Here is a 21093-nt window from a genome sequence, read left to right on the forward strand (position 1 = left end):
AAGCTATTGAGATACCCTAAAAGTTACGCAGGGTGTGGGGGGTGTTTTAATTTTTTGACCGAATAAAGGTGTCTGAGCGCAGCGAGTTCTTTTTCGGCCAAAAAATTAAAACACCCCCCACACCCTGCGTAACTTTTAGGGTATCTCAATAGCTTACTAGGGTCTGTCTTGGGTTAATCCGTTTTGCCTTTTGCGTCAGCACTGATTCTTTCAACCAAAAAGTCTTTTAATCCAGCGGAACCGCCGTGGTCAACTAGAGCGGGGTGGTGGGGTATTTTTTTCCGCCGGAAATGAATGTCTGAGCGCAGCGAGTTTCATTTCCAAGGCAAAAAATACCCCACCACCCCGATCAATCCCCCACAACCAACAGTCTGGGAGCCCAAACCCGCTCCAAACTCAATAGCGGGAATGCCACACCTCAGGCCGGGGCACACAGAACGCGAACACGAGGCCAAACACCAGGGCCGCGACACCGATACCAAAAGCAGACACCAGGGTACCGCCGGAGTCGAGCCACTGCTTGGTGAGCCACGGCCCCACCATCTGGGTGAAGCCGTAGAGGGCCACCATGGCTGCGGACAAGCGCGGGCCCTGGTGGGGATGGAGAGCGCGGCCGATGCGTTGGGTGAGGAGAACAGTGCCCAGGAAGGTGCCTCCGACCAGGACCGCGCACAGCACCAGACCAATGGCCCCGGGCCAGAGCACGGCAGCCAGGACACCGGCCAACTGTATGATGAAATTCAACCGCAGCGCCGGCAGGTCGCCCATGATGGCGCCGAGTTTGTTCCAGAGCCAGGGCGCGGGGATGGTGAACAGGGCGACCAGCATCCAGGTGCCATCCTGCAGGAAGTGGCCATCCGGCAATTCGATTTTTGCCAGCAGCGGCAGGAAGGTCATGGGCAGGATGTAGCCCAGGCCGGCGCCGGCGTATGAGAGAAACAGCGGGATGCTGGCGCGGTCGATCAGGGGGGTGTTGGTGATGGCCTGGCCGGAATCATCGTGTTCCCGCACCGGCACATCCAGCTTGCGCAGCTGCATGACACCCCACCAGGCCAGCGGGATGGACACCACTGCCGCCGGCCACCATCGCTGGGCACCTTCGAGGAAATCCGCCGTGCCGGATACCAGGCCGCTGGATACCAACAGGCCGGCACCCACGCCAATGTACACGAGGCCACTCATGGTGGCGCGGTTGCGCAGGACCAGCCATTCCAGGATCAGCGCCGGAGCCTGTACAAACACCACGCCGTTAGCCACGCCATTGAGCCAGCGGGTGGTGGAGATGACCGTGAGGTTGTCGGTCTGGGTCATGATCAGGGTGGTGAGTACATGCACGGCCAGGAACAGTGGCAGCATGAAGCGAATCTGGTCGATGCGATGCCAGCGGATGGCCAGCATGGCGCCCATCAGGTAGCCCAGATAGTTCCAGGTGGCGACCGCGGCGCCGTCCGGCGCGCTGAACTGGTTATCCGCCACCAGGTAGGGCAGCAGCGGCGTGTAGATAAACCGGCCAAGGGTGTGCACCACCAGCAGCACCAGGCTGCCGGCCAGCAGTACCGTGAACAGCTGTTTCGGAGTGGCAGTCGGGGAAGATGTCATGAGTGTGGCCCGGTTACTGGTGGCTGGGTATCACAGCCGGGCAGTGTAAGGGAGGCGCCGGGTTTTGTCAGTGGGACCTTGGCCCAAGCCCCTCAGGCTCCCGAAGCCCGGGGGTCATTTGCCTTCGCCCACTGGTAGATCCGCTCATAGGCCTGCACCAGTTCTTCCGGCTTGTGGGGAGGCTGGATCAGCGCCTGCAGTTTTCCCTGCGGGTTCAGCAGGGCGAAGTGGCCGCTGTGATCTACCAGCAACTGGCCATCAACCTCCCGGTGCACAAACACCGCGCTGACACTTTTCGCCACTTTCCGAAGGGTATCCAGGTCGCCGGTCAGGCCATGGAAGTTTTCACCGAAGAAGCCGGTATAGGCTTTGAGTTTTTCCGGGGTGTCGTGTTCCGGGTCTGCCGTCACCAGCAGGTAATCCGGCCGGGGCAGTTCCGCCGGCAGCAGGCTGTTGGTTCGGCGCAGGTTTGCCATGGCCGCGGGGCAGATGTCCGGACAGTTGGTGTAGCCCACAAACACAAAGGTCCATCGGCCTTTCAGGCTGTCCCGGGTCACGGTTTCACCCTGCTCATTGGTCAGGGTGAACTCGGCAAGTTCACGGGGCTGGTCGTACACGTAGGTGTTGTACTGGCTCAGATCCGGTGCCGGCGCGGGCTCACTGCTGCTGAGGAACACCTGCCGGCCGACGGTCAGGCCAAAGATCAGCACAACAAGCAGTAACAGTACAAACAGCGTAATGCGTAACGACCGCCCCATGGGGCCTCCAACTCAGGTTAGTGCAACCGCCTCTGTTCAGAAAAAGACGAAGTGATCCACCAGTAACACCACGAACAGCGCCATCAGGTAGGTGATGGAGTATTTGAAGGTGTTCAGGGCTACCCGGCGATCATCCCCTTTCAGCAGGCGGATGGCATATTGCAGGAACCTCAAGCCTAGCGCCAGGGCACCGATCAGGTAAATACCGCCAGACATCCCTGTGACAAAAGGTAGCAGGCTCACCGCCAGCAGCATCAGGGTGTACAGCAGGATGTGCAGTTCGGTGTACTTGTTGCCGTGGGTAACGGGCAACATGGGAATACCGGCCTTGGCGTATTCTTCCTTGCGGTGGATGGCCAGGGCCCAGAAGTGGGGCGGGGTCCAGGCAAAGATGATCAGCACCAGCAGCAGCGCATGGCCTTCCACCTGCCCGGTGACCGCGGTCCAGCCCAGCAGCGGTGGCATGGCACCGGCCAGGCCGCCAATGGTGATGTTCTGGGGCGTGGCCCGTTTCAGGAACAATGTGTATACGCCGGCATAGCCCACCAGAGACGCCAGGGTCAGCCAGGCGGTCAGTTCGTTCACCTGCCAGATCAAGACAATCATGCCGGCGGCCGCCAGCATCACCGCAAACAAGATGGCATCGAAGGGAGCAATCCGGCCGGTGGCTACCGGGCGCTTGCGGGTGCGGGCCATGACGGTGTCGATCTTCTGGTCCACTACGTGGTTCACCACTGCCGCAGCCCCGGCCAGCAAGGCAATGCCCAGGTTACCGAACAGCAGGATGTCCCAGCCCGGCACCCCCGGCGCCGCCAGCAACATACCGATCACCGAGGTCAGGATCATCAGGGCCACCACCCGGGGCTTGGTCAGCTCCAGATAGTCGCGCCAGGAAATCCGGCCCGATACCGACTTTGCACTGTGCTGGGCCGGCAGCGCCTTTGCTTGCTCGCTCATGCCGTAACCTCCCGGTTTATGGTTGTTGTATGGGATTCTGTTGAGGCAGCCCTGGATGCTTGTGGCTGCGGTAGCTGGTGATGCCGCCAGATCAGGTGGATGACGGACAACAGCAGGCCCGCCCCCATCGCGTTGTGGCCGACCGCAATGGCCAGCGGAATGTGCAGCCAGACGTTGGCCAGGCCAAGGCTGATCTGTAGCACCAGTGCCCCGGCCACCAGCAAGACGCTGTTTTCCAGCCGGCTTTCACCCCGCTGCTGCCATAGCCTGAGCAGCAGGAAGCCCAGATACACCAGCACTATCAGCGCACCTAACCGGTGAGTGACGTGAATGGCCACCCGGCCGTCGGCTGTCAGCTGGCCGCCCAGATAATTCGGGCCTACATGCTGGGCAATATCGAAGCCATGGCGGAAATCCATCCCTTCCGGCCACCACTGGCCCTGACAGGTGGGCAGGTCGGTGCAGGCGACAGCGGCATAGTTGGCCGCCGTCCAGGCTCCCAGGGCAATCTGCAGCACCACCAGTAGCAGGCCGCCATAGAGCCACGGACGAAGCCGGGCAAGGGACAATGAAGCAGTAGCAACTGCCGGCGGCTCACCCCGGGCCCGTTTGCGCAGGCGCAGGGTCAGCAACAACAGCATGCTGAGGGTCGTGAAGCCTCCGAGCAGGTGCAGGGCCACCACCTGGGGCCAGAGCTTCAGGGTAACCGTCCACATACCGAAAGCGCCCTGCAGCACAATAAAACCGGCAATAAACAGGGGCAGCCGCAACGGCAACTGCTCCCTGCGGTGCCGAATAGCGGCAATCGCCAGGCCGAACACCACCAGCCCCAGGGTACCGGCGGCATAGCGATGGATCATCTCCGGCCAGCCCTTGGACACATCCACCGGAGTTTCCGGGAAGCGGGCGTTGGCAATGGCAATGCTGGTTTCACTCTGGGGTACGGTCAGAAAGCCATAGCAGCCAGGCCAGTCCGGGCAACCAAGCCCGGCGTCCACCAGCCGGGTCCAGGCGCCCAGCATGATTACCACCACCGCCAGGCCGCAGGCAAAAGCGGACCAGCGGGCCATGGGTTTGGCAACGGATGGCTTTTTCGCCTCAGGCAAAGACAGCTCGGGGTTCAATTCCGGTTTCACGGCCCTGACCTCCCGATCAGCCAATCTGGGACAGCTTCAACAGGTGTTTAAGGTCTTTGAGCATCTGTTTGCCGGTGTGCTCGGTTCCGTAATGCATCATTACGTTACCAAACGGATCGACCAGCAGAATCCGGGGCTCGTTGGCGGGGTTCACGCCTGCAGGCCAGGCCGGTGTTGCTCCGGGAGCAACCCGAAGCCGCTCCATCAGGCTGTATTCCTCGCTCCAGCGGGCTTCCAGTGCGGCCGGGGTGCTAGCAAGGTACGCCGCGCGGCCAACCCTCGGGGCATTCTTGCCCAGGGCAATGTTCACCTGCCGGGCCAGGTACAGTAACTGTTCGCAATCCTTCTGGCAGCTGCCGGCGGTAACCAGCATCAGCCACTTGGCTTCCGGCTGGTCTACCCCAAACCGGTCGGCCAGGGGTACGCCACTTCCGGTTTCCAGGTTCAGTGCCTGTACCGGCACCACGGGCTGCAGCAACTGGCCCTGGTTGGAATGGCCGGCGGGGTTCAGCCAGCCGGTATAAAACATGATGGTGGCCAGCACCATGGGGCCAAAGCCCACTGCAAACAGCAACAGTGCGGTACGCCGGCCACGGCGGGTCTGTTCGGGGGTGGGCTCAACACCGGGAGTCACGTTATCAGCCGTTGTCGTTGTCATTATCGGCTCCTGTCTTTCAGTTCTTTCGAGGTATGGCTGTTCTTTTTATAACTCGCCACTTTTTAACTCGCTACTTTATAACTCGCTACTACAGTCAATATAGTCAGTGCTGCGGCAAGCGCAAACCACTGGGCCGCATATCCGTAGTGGGTCTGCGGGCCCATTACATCCGGCACCCGGTCGGCCCGGTAGGCGCCGGGTTGCTGGCTGTCGGCCAGGGCAACAATCATGGCTGCAGGATCAACGCCCTCCCCGGCCACCAGCTCTGCCGGCAATGCCTGAACCCTTCTTGGCCAGGAACCGGATTCCGGCTCCGTAGCTGCCAGCACGGGTGGCTCCGGGTAATCCGCCAGCCGGCCATTCAGGGTGTACAGATCCTCCGGCGTGGTTACCAGTGGTAACTGGTCCCGGGTGCGCGGCGCCTGTATCCAGCCCCGGTTCACCACCACCGGCGGGCCTTCAAGGGGGTGGAACAGCGTCAATACTTCGTACCCGGGCATGCCGTCCCGGGTACGGTTATCCAGCAGCCAGGTCTGTTCACCATAAAAACCGGTGAGCGACACCGGTTGCCCGGGTTTCAGCACACCGGCGGACTGTTCAGCCCAGGCCTGGCTGGCCGACTCTGCCTGCCAGGTTTCCAGCAGCGCGGTTTTCTCCGCGGCGCGATTCAGTTGCCACACGCCAAGACTGATCAGCAGGGGCAGAAACAACCCGGAGAACACCAGTAATCGCCAGTCAAACTGCCAGTGGCGAGCCATCAAACAGGTCTACCCATGCTCTGCTATAGTGAGTGAAAGCTAAAAATAACGGGAATTCCCATGCTCAAGATTGCCATCGTTGTGTTGCTCGTTGCGGTTATGGCCAGCCTGTTCAGCGGTCTGTTTTTCCTGATCCATGACGGCGGCAAAACCCGGCGCGTGGTGAATTCCCTCGCAGTCCGGGTTGCCCTGAGCGTGCTCCTGCTGGCGCTGATACTTGTAGCTCTCTGGTCCGGAAACCTGACCCTGAACCCCACGCCGTAACCGCTCCGTCAGATTACATACACAAAGACGAACAGCCCCAGCCACACCACATCCACAAAGTGCCAGTACCAGGCGGCCGCCTCGAACCCGAAGTGGTTGTCTTCCGTAAAGTGCCCCTTGATGATCCGCACCAGCATGATAAACAGCATCAGGGTACCCAGCATTACGTGGGCGCCGTGGAAACCGGTGAGCATAAAGAAGGTGCTGCCGTAGATACCGGATTGCAGGGTCAGGTCCAAATCACCATAGGCGTGGGCGTATTCATAGCCCTGCACAAACATGAACACCACCGCCAGGGCAATGGTGGCGGCCAGCCACAGCTTTACCTTGGCCCGGTTACCGGCTTTCAGGGCGTGGTGGGCGATGGTGACGGTGAACGATGAGGTCACCAGCAAAATGGTGTTGATCAGCGGCAGGCCCCAGGGGCCGATCACTTCTTTCGGGCCCTGATACACCTGTGGGTCCGGGTTGTTGATCAGCGGCCAGCTGGCCTGAAACCCTTCCCAGAGCATGTTGGTGCTGCCCTTGTCGCCTTCACCACCCAGCCAGGGCACCACAAACACCCTTACGTAGAACAACGCCCCGAAAAAGGCGGCAAAGAACATGACTTCCGAGAAAATGAACCAGCTCATGCCCCAGCGGAACGAGCGGTCCATCTGATCGCTGTACAGGCCGGCCCGGCTTTCGCGGATCACGCTGCCAAACCAGCCAAACAGCATATAGGCCATGATCAGCGCGCCAATCCAGAACATGAACCAGGAGCCGCCGGTGCTCTCGCCCTGATTGCCGTTCACCATGATTGACGCTGCGCCATACAGGGTTACGCCCAGGCCCACGGTGGCAACGATGGGCCATTTGCTCTGTTCGGGAACGTAGTAGGTCTGGTGATCCGCCATAGCTGTCTCCGATGGCTTAGCCGTTATTGTTGGTTGTTGTTGCGCCTGCCCTGGCCGAACCGGATACCCTTGCTTCTGGGTCCTGGTCGTAGAGGGTGTAAGACAGGGTCAGCTTGGTAATGTGTTCCGGCAGTTCCGGGTCGACAATGAACACCAGGGGCATTTCCACGCTTTCCCCGGCGTCCAGGGGCTGCTGGTTGAAGCAGAAACACTCGGTCTTGTGAAAATACAGGGTGCCTTCGGAGGGCGACAGGCTGGGTACCGCCTGCCCCACCATGGCATGGTCGGTGGGGTTGGCGGCATAGAAGTTCACCGTGACCGCCTCACCCGGATGCACCTTCACACTCCGCTGTACCGGCCGGAACTCCCAGCTCATACCCGGGCCATTACTGGCCAGGAACTGCACGGTGACCGTGCGGTTCTCGTCCACCTGGTTCGACACCCCGGTTTCATAGCGCCCGCCGGTCTTGCCGTTAATGCCGGTGATTTCACAGAACACGTCGTACAGGGGCACCAGGGCAAAGCCAAAGGCAAACATGCCCACCACGCCGGCCATGCACCAGGCGATCACCCGGCTGTTACTGCGCTTGCCCTGTTGTGGTTGCTGTTCGGCCATGGTGACCTCCCGGTTATTTCACTTCCGGCGGTGTAGAGAAAGTGTGATAGGGCGCCGGCGACGGCACCGTCCATTCCAGCCCTTCAGCTCCATCCCACGGCTTGGCCGCGGCCTTTTCGCCACCGCGCACGCACTTGACGACAATGAACAGGAACAGCAGCTGGGTAACACCGAACATGAAGGCCCCGATACTGGACACCATGTTGAAGTCCGAGAACTGCAGGGCGTAGTCCGGAATCCGCCGGGGCATGCCCGCCAGCCCCAGGAAGTGCATAGGGAAGAAAGCCAGGTTCATGCCGATAAACGACAGCCAGAAGTGGGTCTTGGCCAGGGTTTCGTCGTACATGTGGCCGGTCCACTTGGGCAGCCAGAAGTAAGCCGAGGCGAAGATACCGAAGATGGCACCGGGTACCAGTACATAGTGGAAGTGGGCCACCACAAAGTAGGTGTCGTGGTACTGGAAGTCCGCCGGGGCGATGGCCAGCATCAGCCCGGAGAAGCCACCGATGGTAAAGAGGATGATAAAGGCCACGGCAAACAGCATGGGTGCTTCAAAGCTCAGGGAACCCCGGAACATGGTGGTTACCCAGTTGAACACCTTCACCCCGGTGGGCACGGCAATCAGCAGGGTGGCATACATAAAGAACAGCTGCCCCGCCAACGGGATGCCCACGGTAAACATGTGGTGCGCCCATACCAGGAAGGAGAGCAGGGCAATGGCGCCCACGGCATACACCATGGAGGCATAGCCGAACAGCGGCTTGCGGGAGAAGGCCGGTACGATATGGGAAATAGCCCCGAACGCCGGCAGGATCATGATGTACACCTCCGGGTGCCCGAAGAACCAGAACACATGCTGGAACAGCACCGGGTCACCACCGCCGGAAGCATCGAAGAAACTGGTGCCGAAGTTGATGTCCATCAGCATCATGGTGACCGCACCGGCCAGCACCGGCATGACGGCAATCAGCAGGAAGGCGGTGATCAGCCAGGTCCAGACAAACAGGGGCATTTTCATCATCTTCATGCCTGGTGCCCGCATGTTCAGGATAGTGGCAATCACGTTGATGGCGCCCATGATGGAAGACACGCCCATAATGTGGATGGCAAAGATGAAGAAAGTGGTACTCGGGGGCCCGTAAGTGGTTGATAGCGGGGCGTAGAAGGTCCAGCCAAAGTTGGGCGCGCCACCCTCCATGAACAGGGTCGACACCAGGATCAGGAAGGCACAGGGCAGCAGCCAGAAACTCCAGTTATTCATCCGTGGCAGCGCCATATCCGGCGCGCCGATCATCAGCGGCAGCATCCAGTTGGCCAGCCCCACAAAGGCCGGCATCACCGCGCCGAACACCATGATCAGGCCATGCATGGTGGTCATCTGGTTGAAGAACTCCGGCTGCACAATCTGCAGGCCGGGCTGGAACAGTTCGGCCCGGATCACCATCGCCATACTGCCGCCCAGCAGGAACATGGCGAAGCTGAAGATCAGGTACATAGACCCGATGTCTTTATGGTTGGTGGTCAGCAGCCAGCGGCTGATGCCTTTGGCCGGGCCGTGGTGATGTTCCTGGCTGTGGGTATCTGCAACCGCACTCATGAAAACCCCCGTTACCGCCGTTTTTTATGGCTGGTGATTGTTGTTATCTGGCGTCGATTACTCTTGGTTCTTGTAATCAAAAATCTCTTTCGGCGTGACCATCTCGCCGGTGTTGTTACCCCAGGCATTCCGCTCGTAGGTAATCACCGCGGCCAGGTCCACCTCACTCAGCTGGCTGCCAAAGGCCTGCATGGCGGTGCCGGACACGCCGTTCACCACAATGTCCATGTGCGCATCCATGTCTTCCAGGGCAATCTGGCTGCCTTTCAGGGCCGGGAAGGCCGGTGGCATGCCAGTACCATCTGGCTGGTGACAGGAAGCACAGGCACTGGCGTAGGCCTTCTCGCCCCGCTCCATCAGCTCATCCAGGGTCCAGTCTTTCTCGGTCAGCTGGCGCTCGGTTTCTGCGGCGGCTCGCTGTTCAGCTACCCAGGCGTTGTATTCCTCTTCGGGCACCGCCTCCACCACTACCGGCATAAAGCCGTGATCCTTGCCGCACAGCTCGGTGCACTGGCCGCGATAGATGCCCGGCTCGTCCACGCGGGTCCAGGTTTCGTTGATAAAGCCGGGGATGGCGTCTTTCTTCACACCGAATTCCGGCACCCACCAGGAGTGGATAACGTCATTGGCGGTGAGCAGGAAGCGCACTTTCTTGCCCACCGGAATCACCAGCGGGTTGTCCACTTCCAGCAGGTAGTTCTCACCCTTGGCCTGGCGGTTCTCGATCTGCTCCCTAGGGGTGGACAGGCTGGAGAAATAACCGAAATCGTCGTTGATGTACTCATAGCGCCAGCGCCACTGGTAACCGGTAACCTTGATGTCCACCTCGGACTCGCTGGTGTCGTACATCTCCACCAGGGTTGCCGTGGCAGGCACGGCCATGGCCACCAGGATGGCCAGGGGAATAATGGTCCAGAGGATTTCCACCACGGTGTTTTCGTGGAAATTGGCGGGCTTGGCACCCTGGGATTTACGATGGGCAAAGATCGACCAGAACATGACCCCGAACACCACCACACCGATGGCCACGCAGATCCAGAGAATGGTCATGTGAAGGCTGAAAATCTGGTTGCTGGTACCGGTTACCCCCGGAGCCATATTCATGGTCCAGTCCGCCATGACTACAGCCGGTGACAACAGACCAGCGGCTAGGGCAACTGCCCGCTTGGCATGCACGCGCATACTGTGTCTCCACAGAGTGTTATTCTTGTCGGATTTTGCGTCATCCCTCTGCGGTCTGTTCCGAAGCTCGCAACAGCGGAACCACCGAGAGTGAAAGCCTGCTTACGGATACATCAAATGTCAGTGTAGACACAGATCAAAAAAAGACTAAAAAATCATTAAACCTAAAATGGATAAGTAACCCGTTTTGATAAACAGAATTTATAAGGCCGTTGTTCACCCTACCGATCGCCGCCTGTGGACACTGGCCTGGCCGCTGATGCTGACCAACCTCACCGTGCCCCTGCTGGGGTTGGTGGATACGGCCGTGCTCGGCCACCTGGACAGCCCGGAATACCTGGGCGCGGTGGCGGTGGGCGCCAACCTGTTCACCATCCTGTACTGGACCTTCGGCTTCATGCGCATGGGCACCACCGGCCTGGCCGCCCAGGCCTGGGGCCAGCGGGATGCCTTTGCCCAGGTGGCACTGTTATTGCGTTCGCTGTTGCTGGCCGTAGGCATTGGCCTGTTACTGATCTTGTTTCATCAGCCGCTGATTGCGTTGGGCCTGAAGTTGATGAACCCCAGCCCGGATGTCGCCGCACTGGCTGCGGAATATGCTGCCATAAGGATCTGGAGTGCCCCGGCCGTGCTGTGCCAGTACACCCTGGTGGGCTGGTTGATTGGTACCCAGTTCCCCCGCGGGCCCATGGTGATGCTGATCATCGCCAACGGCATCAACATCGTGCTGGACGTGTTCTTCGTGACCGTTCTGGGCTGGAACAGCCGGGGCGTGGCCATGGCCACCGTGATGGCCGAATACGGGGCCACCGCCATCGGTGTAATGATCGTGCTCAAACGCATGCCGGAGGGCCAGCAGCTGACCCGGGAGCTGTTCGGCAAGGTATCGGATTACCTGCGCATCCTGCAGGTGAACCGCTACATCATGGTGCGTACCATCGCCCTGCTGCTGTGCCTGGCCTTCTTCACCGCCCAGGGTGCCCGGCAAGGGGATGTCATCCTGGCCGCCAATGCCGTGCTGATCACCTTCCTGCTGGTGATTTCCAATGCCCTGGACGGCTTTGCCAACGCGGCCGAAGCGCTGATCGGCGAAGCCATCGGCCGGGGCAGCAGGCGACGCTTCAAGGCGGTGTTCGCCAGCGCCCTGCGCTGGTCACTTTGGGGCGCATTGCTGCTGACCATCGGCTTTGTACTCGGGGGCCGCTGGCTGATCTGCCTGTTGACCGGCATTGAAGACGTACAAACCACCGCCTGGCAATACCTGCCCTGGCTCTGGATGTTACCGTTCGCAGCAGTGTGGAGTTACCTGCTGGATGGCGTCTTCATCGGGGCGACCCGCACCCGGGAAATGCAGGACACCATGCTGTTCTCAGCGCTCGGGGTGTTTTTGCCGGTGTGGTGGCTGACGACCGGCTGGGGCAACCATGGCCTGTGGCTGGCACTGATCAGCCTGATGCTGGCCCGGGCGGCCAGCATGGGCTGGCTGTGCTGGCGCTACACCCGGCAGGATGTGTGGTTCCAGCCCCGCTAACGATCAGGCATTACGGTTTTCCACAGAGGATTTTGCCACCAGCCGGCAGCGCCATAAAAAATATTGGCTACACTGTTTTTAAACGGCAGGCAGTTCAGCTGGCCAGCCCCGCTGAATGCCCATTGGTTGCTCCTGGAGAAGGGGAGGCGCCTTGCGACCTCATTTTGTACCTACATCGGCATCTCCTGACATGACACCACAGGCAGTCCTCGAGATTATTGACCAGGCACGTCGCCAGGAAGCCCGCTCGGGGAGCTTTCTCCGGCAGCTGAAAGACAAGGCGACCAGGCTGCCGTCATCGATCGTAATCGACGGCCAGCCTGCCACCTGCCTGTTCCAGTTTGCCGTGGAATACATCGAAATGGCGCCACGGCTGATCGAGTGCGTAGACACCTGCGCCATCGACGCCGGCACCAAGCCCCTGTTCCAGCCATTTATTGATGCCGCTATCCGCTATTTCACCCAGCCCTCGGTGCTGCTGGTCCGCTACGACGGCCTCGACGGCCTGCTGATCCGGGCTTACCTGTGCCACCGGCTGATGGAAGAAATGCACGACAACAACCGCTCGATCCGGGCCGGCGAGCTGATAGATCTGGAAGCCACCCGGGCCAACCTGCTGGCCCACGAACTGATCGGCGAGCCGTTCGCCAACGAGCTGGACGATGCCATCACCGTGACCGTATTGCAGATTGCCGGCACCCCGGATTACTACGACCTGGACCTTGACCCCTTCGTGGAGCAGTTCAACAACCGGGCCTGGGACTGGATGCGCAATTACTGGGAAAACCTGCTGGAGCGGAACCACATCCGGTTTTCCCTTGGCCCAGCCCTGTAAAACAGCATCCTGACCAACAAGTCACTGAATTTCTGTGCAATAACCCTGTATCCTTCGGCCATCCATTCACTGTTCCGGAGGCTTGCCCTGTGCTTGAGAATACCGACCTTGGAAAACTGATTGTCCGGCTCACCCTCGGTGGCCTGCTGCTGTTCCACGGCATCGCCAAACTGCTTAACGGTATCGGTTTTATCGAGGCCCAGCTGGCCAGCCATAACCTGCCGGCGATACTGGCGTACGGTGTGTATATCGGGGAAGTGGTGGCACCACTGATGGTGATTCTGGGGTATCAGACCCGCATTGGCGCGCTGATCATTGTCTTCAACATGCTTGTGGCCATTGTGCTGGTGCACAGCCACCAGCTGCTGTCGCTGGCCGGTAACGGCGGCTGGGCACTGGAACTGCAGGGCTTTTTCCTGTTTACCTCGCTGGCCGTGGTGTTTATGGGGCCGGGCAAGTACAAGCTGAAGAACTGAGTGTCAGCCCCGGTCTGCCGGGGCAACAGCCTCATCACGCCACACCTCGACCCGGTTGCGGCCGTTGGTCTTGGCGGCATACAGGGCTTCGTCGGCACGGCGCACCAGCTCCTGGCTGCCCGCGCCGATGGCCGGGCGCATGGTGGCCACACCCACGCTGATGGTCAGCTCCACCGGTGTACCGCCCTGCCCGGAAGGAACGGGTTTACCCGCCACGGCCTGGCGCATGCGCTCAGCCACCTGGCGGGCGCCTTCGCCGTCTGTCGCCGGTAACAACACCGCAAACTCCTCGCCACCATAGCGGGCCACCAGGTCGCTGGCGCGCAGAATCTCGCCCTGCAGGGTTGCTGCCAGCGAGACCAGGCAATCATCACCCACCAGGTGGCCAAAGCTGTCATTCACCTTTTTGAAGTGATCGATATCCAGCATCAGCAGGCTCAGTTCCTGGTCGTGGCGCATGGCCCGGTTCCACTCGATGTCCAGCTTGTCGTCAAAGCGCCGCCGGTTGGCGACCCGGGTCAGGCCATCGGTCAGGCTCATGGAGCGTAGCTGGTCGTTGGCCTGCTCCAGCTCCTCGGTGCGCTCCCGAACCCGGGTTTCGAGCATCAGATTGGCTTCCCGCTGAATATCCAGGGCATGCTCCTGGGCTTCCTGTCGGCGCCGGCGTTCGAGGTTGATGCGATAGGCCAGCGCCAGTGACAACACCACCACCTCGATAGCCACACCCACCTGGGGTGCTACCTCGATGGCCCGGTTGCTGGGAATCAACCCAAGCTTGGCCAACGCCAGTAACAGGTGGGCAATCAGCAGCGGTGTCCAGGCCACCACATAGAAACCGGCCAATACCTGCCCGCGCCGCCACACCAGCACACCCACCGCCCACGCCGCTGCCGTCACGAAGGCCGCCAGGGTGCTGATCAGGGCAATGGCGCACTGATAGGAACCCAGCAATCCGTAACCGATGGCGAACAGGCAGGCCATCAGCAATACCTGGAGTAACCGGTAAGCGCCCCGGCTGTATTGCCGCACCGACAGGAATTTCATGGTGAACACCAGGGCCAGCGACAGCCCCAGGGGAACCATAACAGCGGTCAGATACTGTTTGACCACCGGCAGGTCCGGCCAGAACCACTGGAACAGCAAGCCGTTGAAATTCAGCTGAACCAGGCCGGCACTCAGCACCGTGAGGACGTACCACAGATAAGTCGGGTAGCGAACAATGGCGAACAGAAACAGGTTGTACAGGGCCAGCGCCACCACAACACCAACGAACATGGCTTGCCAGCCATAGGCAATCTGCTCGTAGGCGAGGAATTCGGCCGACGGTGTGACTTTCACCGGTATCTGGATGGAACCCTGGGTTTTCACCCGCACCCAGGCGGTCACCGGTTCGGTATTGGAAGGCACCAGGAACACGAAGGTACGATGCTCTATCGGGCGGGAACGGAACGGCAGGGTATCGCCGGTATGCCAGGTTTCAACGATATTCCCGGCCTGCTCCCAATAAACAGATACTTCATCAAGCAGGGGATAGCCTACCTGCAGCAGCCGGTTACGGGGCTCGGGCGGAACCTCGACACGCAACCAGAAGGTACCGTCACTGAACCCGAGGTTCAGTACCGTATCGGCCTCGTGGGCCTGCCAGCGGTCTTGCAGCAGGCTGCGCACCCCGTCGATATTCAGTGAATCATCCGGCACCTCCAGCCATCGGAATCCCACTGGATCTGCCTGCGCTGCAACCGCACCCAGCGCCAGGAAAAGGCACAAAATGATTTGCAGAACAGCAGCGGAAAAGCCTTTCATTCAGGTTCGGAGTCCCGGTTGGTACGGTCAGGTATACTCTTCAGTCTAACCCGAAACCGGCACCGGATCCCTTATCATTAGGGGATAGATCAGCACTACCACCCGCGAGGACAGCATGTCAGAACGAAAACGCCCTATAGAACCGGGCCGCTACCGGCATTACAAAGGCCAGGATTACGAAGTGATCGGCGTGGCCCGGCACAGCGAAACCGAGGAACCCCTGGTGGTGTACCGCTGCCTGTACGGCGACTACAGCCTGTGGGTAAGGCCCCTGGCCATGTTCCGTGAAACCGTGGAAGTGGCCGGCGAACAGGTACCGCGCTTTGCCCGGGTGGATGCTGACTGACCGTTACACAACCACTTTGACTGATGCGGTCATTTCCTGCACATTAGCGCACTTTTCGTGCCGCCGGTGCCCAAAAGGTGCCGGTAAACCCAATATTCCTACCCGGAGTCTGCCATGAATGCCGTTGTTGCCGCGGTACTGATCATGCTCGTACTGAGCCTGTGCCGCATCCACGTTGTCGTTGCCCTGATCATCGGTGCCATTTCCGGTGGCCTGGTGGCCGGAATGTCCCTTGAAGACACCATCAATGCCTTCAACTCCGGCCTCGGTGGCGGCGCAACCGTGGCGCTGTCCTACGCCACCCTGGGCGCCTTCGCCGTGGCCATCGGCAAATCCGGCCTGGCCCACGCGTTGGCCGACAAAGCCCTGGCCATGGTAGGCCGCCAGGATGAAGGCGGCGCGGCCACCGGCATCCGCTTCATGATCATCGGCCTGCTGCTGGCCGTCGCCATTTCGTCCCAGAACATCCTGCCCATCCACATCGCCTTTATTCCCCTGGTCGTTCCGCCGTTGCTGTTTGTCATGGCCAAGCTGCACATGGACCGCCGGCTGGTGGCCTGTGTACTCACCTTCGGCCTGATTACCCCGTACATGTTCCTGCCGGTAGGCTTCGGTGGTATCTACCTGAATGAAATCCTGCTCGCCAACGTGGCCGACAACGGCGTAGACGCCAGCGAACTGAACGTCATGTCCGCCATGGCCCTGCCGGCCCTGGGTATGTTCATCGGCCTGCTGATCGCGGTGTTCTTCAGCTACCGGGGTGGCCGTGGCTACGACATGAAACTCATCGAACGCACCGAGCGGGTGGATGTGAAATACAGCCCGAAAACCCTGATCATGGCGCTGGTGGCCATTGTGGTGGCATTCGTGGTTCAGCTCTGGCTGGGCTCGATGATTCTGGGCGCACTGGCCGGCTTTGTGCTGTTCAACATTTCCGGTGTGGTGAAGTGGAAAGAAGCCGATGACCTGTTCACCGAGGGCATGAAGATGCTGGCGATGATCGGCTTCATCATGATCGCCGCCAACGGCTTTGCCGAAGTGATGCGGGAAACCGGCGAGATCAAGAGCCTGGTAGAGGGCTCTGTGGCCGCCATCGGTGAGAACAAGGCCCTGGCCGCACTGCTGATGCTGGTGGTCGGCCTGCTGATTACCATGGGTATCGGTTCGTCGTTCTCCACCATTCCCATCATCGCCGCCCTGTACGTGCCGCTGGCCTTGCAACTGGGTTTCAGCCCCCTGGCCATCGTTGCCCTGGTCGGTACCGCCGGTGCCCTGGGTGATGCGGGTTCACCAGCGTCTGATTCCACCCTCGGGCCAACTGCCGGCCTGAACGTGGACGGCCAGCACAACCACATCTGGGATACCGTGGTGCCTACGTTCCTGCACTACAACCTGCCTCTGCTCGCCTTCGGGTGGTTGGCGGCTATGGTGCTCTGACCCTCTACTTTGGAGTTTGCCGTCCTGATCGTAGCCTGCTGGTTTTGGGGGCTGCGATGGGGTGGGTCAGGTTTTTTCCCTTGGAAATGCAACTCGCTGCGCTCAGACATCCATTTCCGGCGGAAAAAAACCTGACCCACCCCCTCACGTCGTACCAATGAGGGGTACGGAAGGAAAAGAAGAAAAAGAGAAAGGAAATGTTGAAGAAACTGGGGAACTAGATGGTCTGAGAAAGAGATACCAGGATTAGCGACTCACTGAAAAAGTAACAACACCGCCAGATTTCTCCTGAAAAATCAGAACACTTGAAAAAGCCAAACCTTCAACAAGCGATTTCCGTGCGGTCCGGCTTAGAGGGTACGGGGGTGCTTTTCTGCAGGGAAAAAGATGTCTGAGCGAAGCGAGTTGTTTTTCCCGGAAGAAAAGCACCCCCGTGGCCTCTACCCCCCCAAAACCGGCAGGCTAGGGCCCAAGCCAGACCTATTCTCCAGAGTCAGAGCCGGACTTAAAGAACACCACCTGTTTGACGGTATGGTCATCGGTGTTGCCCTTTTTGTTTACCCGCGTTTCGATTTCCGGGGCCTCGGGTTGGGGCTGGTCGGACAACGCATCGGTGTAGCCGCAGGCCACGCACTCGCGAACCTGGTCGCCGGCGTCGGTGGTGAACATGGTAATTTTGTCCATCTCGGCGCAGCGGGGACACACGGCGCCGGCGATGAAGCGTTTCGGACTTGCCATAACGTTACTCCAGAAGAACACCCGGTTGCCGATACGACAACCGGGGTGGATTGTATCAGGCAGCTTCGTCCGTGATGCCGGTTTGTTTCAGCAGGGCATCCACCTGCGGTTCGCGGCCCCGGAAGGCTTTGAACAGTTCCATGGGCTCCTGCGAGCCGCCTTTTTCCAGGATGTTGTGCAGGAAGGCCTGGCCGGTTTCCGGGTCGAAGATGCCTTTCTCTTCGAACAGGGAGAAGGCATCCGCTGCCAGCACTTCCGCCCACTTGTAGCTGTAGTAGCCCGCGGCGTAGCCACCCGCGAAGATGTGGGAGAAGCCGTTGGGGAAGCGGTTGAATTCCGGCGACTGCACCACCGCGATGTCTTCCCGCACCTTGCGGTGCATGTCCAGCGGGTTGGTGGGGGCTTCGTCGGTGAATTCCGCATGCAGGCGGAAGTCGAACAGCGAGAATTCGAGCTGGCGCACCATGCCCATGCCGGACTGGAAGTTCTTGGCCGCCAGCAGTTTTTGCAGCAGGTCTTCCGGCAGCGGTTCGCCGGTTTCGTGGTGGCTGGCAATCAGGGCCAGGGATTCCGGGTTCCAGCACCAGTTTTCCAGGAACTGGCTGGGCAGCTCCACCGCATCCCAGGCCACGCCGTTGATGCCGGATACGTCCATCACCTCCACCTGCGTGAGCATGTGGTGCAGGCCGTGGCCGAATTCGTGGAACAGGGTGGTGACTTCGTCGTGGGTCAGCAGCGACGGCTTGCCATCCACCGGCGGGGTGAAGTTACAGGTCAGGAACGCCACCGGCAGCTGCAGCTTGCCGCGCATATCGCGCCAGCGCACCCGGCAGTCGGCCATCCAGGCACCGCCACGCTTGCCCTGACGGGCGAACAGGTCCAGGTAGAACCAGGCGATGGGCTGGCCGTTGCGGCTAATGCAGTAGGCCTTGGCGTCTTCGTGCCAGGTTTCTACATCTGCGTGCTCCTCAATCTGCACATCAAACAGCTTCTCCGCCACCCGGAACAGGCCCGGCACCACCTTATCCACCGGGAACCAGGGCCGCAGGGTTTCCGGGGAGATGTCGTACTGCTTCTGGCGCAGCTTCTCGCTGTAATAGCCGATGTCCCATGCCTGCAGGTCGTCCACGCCGTGCTCATCTTTCACAAACGCCTTCAGCTCGGCAATTTCCTTCTCTGCCTGAGGCTTCGACTTGCCCGCCAGCTGGTTCAGGAAATCCAGCACCTCGTCGGTATTGCGGGCCATCTTGGTAGCCAGAGACCGCTCCGCATAATTATCAAACCCGAGCAGTTGGGCCAGGGCGTGACGACGTTTGAGGATTTCTCCCATCACCGGCGTATTGTCCCAGGTACCCGCATCCGGGCCCTGATCAGAGGCGCGAGTGACAAACGCCTCGTAAACCTCCCGGCGCAGCTCCCGGTTGTCGCAGTAAGTCATCACCGGGTAGAAGCTCGGGAAATCCAGGGTAATCACATAGCCATCCAGCTCCTTCTGGCGGGCCGCCTGCTTGGCGCCCTCAATGGCGGTTTCCGGCAGACCGGACAGCTCGTCCACATCGGTAATGTGCTTGAACCAGTGCTGGGTAGCATCCAGCACGTTGTCGCTGAACTTGTTGGACAACTCCGCCAGCTCCCGGGACAGATCCGCATAACGCTTCTTCTTGTCCTCCGGAAGATCCACACCACCCAGACGGAAATCCCGCAGGATGTTTTCAATGGACTTGCGCTGGGGCTCACTCAACTCCTTGAAATCCTCCCGTGCAGCCAGCTTCTTATAGGCCTCGCACAGGGCACCGTTCTGGCTCACCTCCGTGCTGTACTCAGTCAGCTTCTCCAGGCAGTTCTTGTACACCTTGCGCAGGTCGTCGTTGTTCATCACACCATTGAGATGGGAAATCACCGACCAGGCGTTACTGAGCTTGTTCTCCAGCGCCTGCATGGGCTGGGCCAGGGTGTCCCAGGTGGGATCATCCTGCTGCGCCAGCTCCTGAATTTTCACGCGGTTTTCGCTGAGAATCTGGTCAATCGCCGTTTCCATGTGCTCGGTGCGGATGTGACCAAATTTCGGTAACAAATCATCTGTCAAAAGCGGGTTATTCATAGGTCCCCTTCTCAGCTGTCCGGGTTTAGGTTACTTTCAGGCAACTCCAATGCTTGGGGGAGTCTTTGGGAGGAGGGCTTTCCAAAAATTTGCGGAGCCATGGATGGCGGAGCAGAAGCGCCACAGGGATGTGCCGCAGGAGCGGTTTTTGGAAAGCCCTCCTCCCAAAGACTCCTTCCCCTCAATTCGAGGCCAGTCAAAAGGTATATGTAATGGCGAATGTACGAACTCACAAGGGTATCACACCACAATTTGGCGAACGCACCTGGGTAGACGATAGTGCGGTAGTCATCGGAGACGTTCAAATGGGCGAAGACTGCTCCGTATGGCCCATGACCGTCATCCGCGGCGACATGCATAAAATCCGCATCGGCGACCGCTGCAGCATCCAGGACGGCTCCGTACTGCACATCACCCACGCCAGCGACTTCAACCCCGGCGGCTGGCCGCTGATCCTCGGCGACGACGTCACCGTCGGCCACAAAGCCCTGCTGCACGGCTGCACCATCGGCAGCCGCGTACTGGTGGGCATGGGCTGCACCGTCATGGACGGCGCCGTGGTGGAAGATGAGGTGATAGTTGGCGCCGGCACTCTGGTGCCCCCGGGCAAACGACTGGAATCCGGCTATCTGTATGTCGGCTCCCCCTGCAAACAGGCCCGGGCCCTGAGCGACAAGGAAAAAACCTTCTTCAAATACACCGCGGCTAACTACGTGAAACTGAAAGACGAATACCTGAACGCCTCCGAATAACGACGCTTTCCGCCCCTGATTCAGATCAAATTCTGATCAGGGGCACCTTGAAAATTTCCCGCCTGCACCTACTTTCCTCAATAGCAGAAGTTCACGGAGTCCATCCGGGGGCGCCACCGGGTTGGAGCTGTTCCGCGAGCGAAGCTGATGACCATCTCAGATTCGACATCGTTAAAGGAGGAGTTCCCATGAGCAACATTACACGCTGGAATCCGATCAGTGAGTTCGAAGACATGATGAACCGCTACAACCGGATGTTTGGCCTGGCCCGCGCCAATGGTGAACGTGAAGGCAAGGACCTGTTCAGCCGCAGTGACTGGGCACCGGCAGTGGATATCAAGGAAACCGCCGATGCCTTCACGGTAGAAGCCGAACTGCCGGGCATGAACAAGGATGATGTGAAGGTCACCGTGCACGACGGCGTGCTCACCATTCAGGGTGAACGCAAGAGCGAGGAAGAAACCAAGGACAAGAAGCTGCACCGCATCGAGCGTTTCTACGGCAGCTTCATGCGCCGGTTCACACTGCCCGACAACGTGGACGAGAACAGTGTGAAGGCTAACTTCAAGGATGGCATGCTGACGCTGACCCTGCAGAAGGCCGAGCCGAAAGAACCCAAGGCCATCGAAGTGGAAGTGCAGTAACCGCCCGGT

Annotated in this window: 21 protein-coding genes; 8 read left to right on the plus strand and 13 right to left on the minus strand. The window is 59.9% G+C overall.

What is annotated here, in order from left to right:
• Nucleotides 1-396: 396 nt before the first annotated feature.
• From LWH94_RS08905 to LWH94_RS08930, 6 genes are all read right to left on the minus strand, one after another.
• The gene (locus LWH94_RS08905; RefSeq protein WP_232901950.1) at nucleotides 397-1599 is read right to left on the minus strand and encodes a YbfB/YjiJ family MFS transporter; all 1203 of its coding nucleotides are present in this window, start codon (nucleotides 1597-1599) and stop codon (nucleotides 397-399) included.
• Nucleotides 1600-1691: 92 nt separating this feature from the next.
• Nucleotides 1692-2357 (minus strand): SCO family protein, encoded by a 666-nt coding sequence (locus LWH94_RS08910; RefSeq protein ID WP_232901951.1) that lies wholly within the window; start codon nucleotides 2355-2357, stop codon nucleotides 1692-1694.
• Between the two features lie 36 nt (nucleotides 2358-2393).
• Nucleotides 2394-3314, minus strand: coding sequence for a heme o synthase (cyoE, locus tag LWH94_RS08915; protein ID WP_232901952.1), 921 nt, complete (start codon nucleotides 3312-3314; stop codon nucleotides 2394-2396).
• Nucleotides 3311-4384, minus strand: a complete 1074-nt coding sequence (locus tag LWH94_RS08920) for a COX15/CtaA family protein (RefSeq protein WP_232902000.1) — start codon at nucleotides 4382-4384, stop codon at nucleotides 3311-3313. Before LWH94_RS08920 ends, cyoE begins: the two co-directional genes overlap by 4 nt.
• 82 nt (nucleotides 4385-4466) lie before the next feature.
• Nucleotides 4467-5108, minus strand: coding sequence for a hypothetical protein (locus LWH94_RS08925; protein ID WP_232901953.1), 642 nt, complete (start codon nucleotides 5106-5108; stop codon nucleotides 4467-4469).
• A 62-nt stretch (nucleotides 5109-5170) separates the two neighbouring features.
• The gene (locus LWH94_RS08930) at nucleotides 5171-5866 is read right to left on the minus strand and encodes an SURF1 family protein (RefSeq protein ID WP_232901954.1); all 696 of its coding nucleotides are present in this window, start codon (nucleotides 5864-5866) and stop codon (nucleotides 5171-5173) included.
• A gap of 60 nt (nucleotides 5867-5926) precedes the next feature.
• Between LWH94_RS08930 and LWH94_RS08935 the strand changes: the two genes are divergently transcribed.
• Nucleotides 5927-6130, plus strand: coding sequence for a twin transmembrane helix small protein (locus tag LWH94_RS08935; protein ID WP_094624346.1), 204 nt, complete (start codon nucleotides 5927-5929; stop codon nucleotides 6128-6130).
• Between the two features lie 8 nt (nucleotides 6131-6138).
• On the opposite strand, the gene LWH94_RS08940 is transcribed toward LWH94_RS08935, so the two are convergent.
• Genes LWH94_RS08940 through coxB form a run of 4 tightly spaced genes read right to left on the minus strand, consistent with a single transcriptional unit; the run spans nucleotide 6139 to nucleotide 10421 of the window.
• Nucleotides 6139-7026: a cytochrome c oxidase subunit 3 gene (locus LWH94_RS08940; protein ID WP_232901955.1), complete on the minus strand. Its 888-nt coding sequence runs from the start codon at nucleotides 7024-7026 to the stop codon at nucleotides 6139-6141.
• Nucleotides 7027-7042: 16 nt separating this feature from the next.
• The gene (locus tag LWH94_RS08945) at nucleotides 7043-7642 is read right to left on the minus strand and encodes a cytochrome c oxidase assembly protein (RefSeq protein WP_022990454.1); all 600 of its coding nucleotides are present in this window, start codon (nucleotides 7640-7642) and stop codon (nucleotides 7043-7045) included.
• 13 nt (nucleotides 7643-7655) lie between these two features.
• Nucleotides 7656-9239 (minus strand): cytochrome c oxidase subunit I, encoded by a 1584-nt coding sequence (gene ctaD / locus LWH94_RS08950; protein ID WP_022990453.1) that lies wholly within the window; start codon nucleotides 9237-9239, stop codon nucleotides 7656-7658.
• Between the two features lie 57 nt (nucleotides 9240-9296).
• Nucleotides 9297-10421, minus strand: a complete 1125-nt coding sequence (gene coxB / locus LWH94_RS08955) for a cytochrome c oxidase subunit II (RefSeq protein WP_232901956.1) — start codon at nucleotides 10419-10421, stop codon at nucleotides 9297-9299.
• 259 nt (nucleotides 10422-10680) lie between these two features.
• On the opposite strand from coxB, the gene LWH94_RS08960 reads away from it, so the two are divergent.
• From LWH94_RS08960 to LWH94_RS08970, 3 genes are all read left to right on the plus strand, one after another.
• A complete protein-coding gene (locus tag LWH94_RS08960; RefSeq protein ID WP_232902001.1) occupies nucleotides 10681-11952 on the plus strand; it encodes an MATE family efflux transporter in 1272 nt (423 codons plus the stop codon).
• Between the two features lie 190 nt (nucleotides 11953-12142).
• Entirely contained in the window at nucleotides 12143-12787 is a 645-nt protein-coding gene (locus LWH94_RS08965) for a hypothetical protein (protein WP_022990449.1), read from the plus strand.
• An 89-nt stretch (nucleotides 12788-12876) separates the two neighbouring features.
• Complete coding sequence (locus tag LWH94_RS08970) at nucleotides 12877-13263, plus strand: DoxX family protein (protein WP_232901957.1); 387 nt, start codon at nucleotides 12877-12879, stop codon at nucleotides 13261-13263.
• A gap of 3 nt (nucleotides 13264-13266) precedes the next feature.
• Here LWH94_RS08970 and LWH94_RS08975 read toward each other — a convergent pair whose 3' ends face one another.
• Complete coding sequence (locus tag LWH94_RS08975) at nucleotides 13267-14982, minus strand: sensor domain-containing diguanylate cyclase (protein ID WP_232901958.1); 1716 nt, start codon at nucleotides 14980-14982, stop codon at nucleotides 13267-13269.
• 199 nt (nucleotides 14983-15181) lie between these two features.
• Here LWH94_RS08975 and LWH94_RS08980 point away from each other — a divergent pair, with 199 nt between their 5' ends.
• Both LWH94_RS08980 and LWH94_RS08985 read left to right on the plus strand, forming a co-directional pair.
• On the plus strand, nucleotides 15182-15412 hold the full coding sequence (locus LWH94_RS08980) for a DUF1653 domain-containing protein (protein WP_058342215.1): 231 nt from the start codon (nucleotides 15182-15184) through the stop codon (nucleotides 15410-15412).
• Nucleotides 15413-15526: 114 nt separating this feature from the next.
• The gene (locus LWH94_RS08985) at nucleotides 15527-16849 is read left to right on the plus strand and encodes a Na+/H+ antiporter family protein (protein ID WP_199457706.1); all 1323 of its coding nucleotides are present in this window, start codon (nucleotides 15527-15529) and stop codon (nucleotides 16847-16849) included.
• A 480-nt stretch (nucleotides 16850-17329) separates the two neighbouring features.
• Here LWH94_RS08985 and LWH94_RS08990 read toward each other — a convergent pair whose 3' ends face one another.
• Nucleotides 17330-17587, minus strand: coding sequence for a YheV family putative zinc ribbon protein (locus LWH94_RS08990; protein ID WP_058342213.1), 258 nt, complete (start codon nucleotides 17585-17587; stop codon nucleotides 17330-17332).
• Between the two features lie 55 nt (nucleotides 17588-17642).
• Nucleotides 17643-19688 (minus strand): oligopeptidase A, encoded by a 2046-nt coding sequence (gene prlC / locus LWH94_RS08995; RefSeq protein WP_094624340.1) that lies wholly within the window; start codon nucleotides 19686-19688, stop codon nucleotides 17643-17645.
• A 212-nt stretch (nucleotides 19689-19900) separates the two neighbouring features.
• Between prlC and LWH94_RS09000 the strand changes: the two genes are divergently transcribed.
• Entirely contained in the window at nucleotides 19901-20440 is a 540-nt protein-coding gene (locus LWH94_RS09000; protein ID WP_232901959.1) for a gamma carbonic anhydrase family protein, read from the plus strand.
• Nucleotides 20441-20628: 188 nt separating this feature from the next.
• Nucleotides 20629-21084 (plus strand): Hsp20/alpha crystallin family protein, encoded by a 456-nt coding sequence (locus LWH94_RS09005; protein WP_232901960.1) that lies wholly within the window; start codon nucleotides 20629-20631, stop codon nucleotides 21082-21084.
• The last annotated feature ends 9 nt before the right edge of the window (nucleotides 21085-21093 follow it).

This window comes from Marinobacter sp. G11 (assembly GCF_021282325.1).
Classification (GTDB): Bacteria; Pseudomonadota; Gammaproteobacteria; order Pseudomonadales; family Oleiphilaceae; genus Marinobacter; species Marinobacter vinifirmus.

Excerpts from the sequence above, each read along its gene's own strand:
- LWH94_RS08960 (WP_232902001.1), top strand. The coding sequence starts at position 10,681 with ATGCTGACCAACCTCACCGTGCCCCTGCTGGGGTTGGTGGATACGGCC.
- LWH94_RS08940 (WP_232901955.1), bottom strand. The coding sequence starts at position 7,026 with ATGGCGGATCACCAGACCTACTACGTTCCCGAACAGAGCAAATGGCCC.
- prlC (WP_094624340.1), bottom strand. The coding sequence starts at position 19,688 with ATGAATAACCCGCTTTTGACAGATGATTTGTTACCGAAATTTGGTCAC.
- LWH94_RS09000 (WP_232901959.1), top strand. The coding sequence starts at position 19,901 with ATGGCGAATGTACGAACTCACAAGGGTATCACACCACAATTTGGCGAA.
- LWH94_RS08905 (WP_232901950.1), bottom strand. The coding sequence starts at position 1,599 with ATGACATCTTCCCCGACTGCCACTCCGAAACAGCTGTTCACGGTACTG.
- coxB (WP_232901956.1), bottom strand. The coding sequence starts at position 10,421 with ATGCGCGTGCATGCCAAGCGGGCAGTTGCCCTAGCCGCTGGTCTGTTG.
- LWH94_RS08980 (WP_058342215.1), top strand. The coding sequence starts at position 15,182 with ATGTCAGAACGAAAACGCCCTATAGAACCGGGCCGCTACCGGCATTAC.
- LWH94_RS08945 (WP_022990454.1), bottom strand. The coding sequence starts at position 7,642 with ATGGCCGAACAGCAACCACAACAGGGCAAGCGCAGTAACAGCCGGGTG.
- cyoE (WP_232901952.1), bottom strand. The coding sequence starts at position 3,314 with ATGAGCGAGCAAGCAAAGGCGCTGCCGGCCCAGCACAGTGCAAAGTCG.
- LWH94_RS08935 (WP_094624346.1), top strand. The coding sequence starts at position 5,927 with ATGCTCAAGATTGCCATCGTTGTGTTGCTCGTTGCGGTTATGGCCAGC.
- LWH94_RS08965 (WP_022990449.1), top strand. The coding sequence starts at position 12,143 with ATGACACCACAGGCAGTCCTCGAGATTATTGACCAGGCACGTCGCCAG.
- LWH94_RS08985 (WP_199457706.1), top strand. The coding sequence starts at position 15,527 with ATGAATGCCGTTGTTGCCGCGGTACTGATCATGCTCGTACTGAGCCTG.
- LWH94_RS08910 (WP_232901951.1), bottom strand. The coding sequence starts at position 2,357 with ATGGGGCGGTCGTTACGCATTACGCTGTTTGTACTGTTACTGCTTGTT.
- LWH94_RS08925 (WP_232901953.1), bottom strand. The coding sequence starts at position 5,108 with ATGACAACGACAACGGCTGATAACGTGACTCCCGGTGTTGAGCCCACC.
- LWH94_RS09005 (WP_232901960.1), top strand. The coding sequence starts at position 20,629 with ATGAGCAACATTACACGCTGGAATCCGATCAGTGAGTTCGAAGACATG.
- LWH94_RS08930 (WP_232901954.1), bottom strand. The coding sequence starts at position 5,866 with ATGGCTCGCCACTGGCAGTTTGACTGGCGATTACTGGTGTTCTCCGGG.
- ctaD (WP_022990453.1), bottom strand. The coding sequence starts at position 9,239 with ATGAGTGCGGTTGCAGATACCCACAGCCAGGAACATCACCACGGCCCG.
- LWH94_RS08990 (WP_058342213.1), bottom strand. The coding sequence starts at position 17,587 with ATGGCAAGTCCGAAACGCTTCATCGCCGGCGCCGTGTGTCCCCGCTGC.
- LWH94_RS08920 (WP_232902000.1), bottom strand. The coding sequence starts at position 4,384 with ATGGCCCGCTGGTCCGCTTTTGCCTGCGGCCTGGCGGTGGTGGTAATC.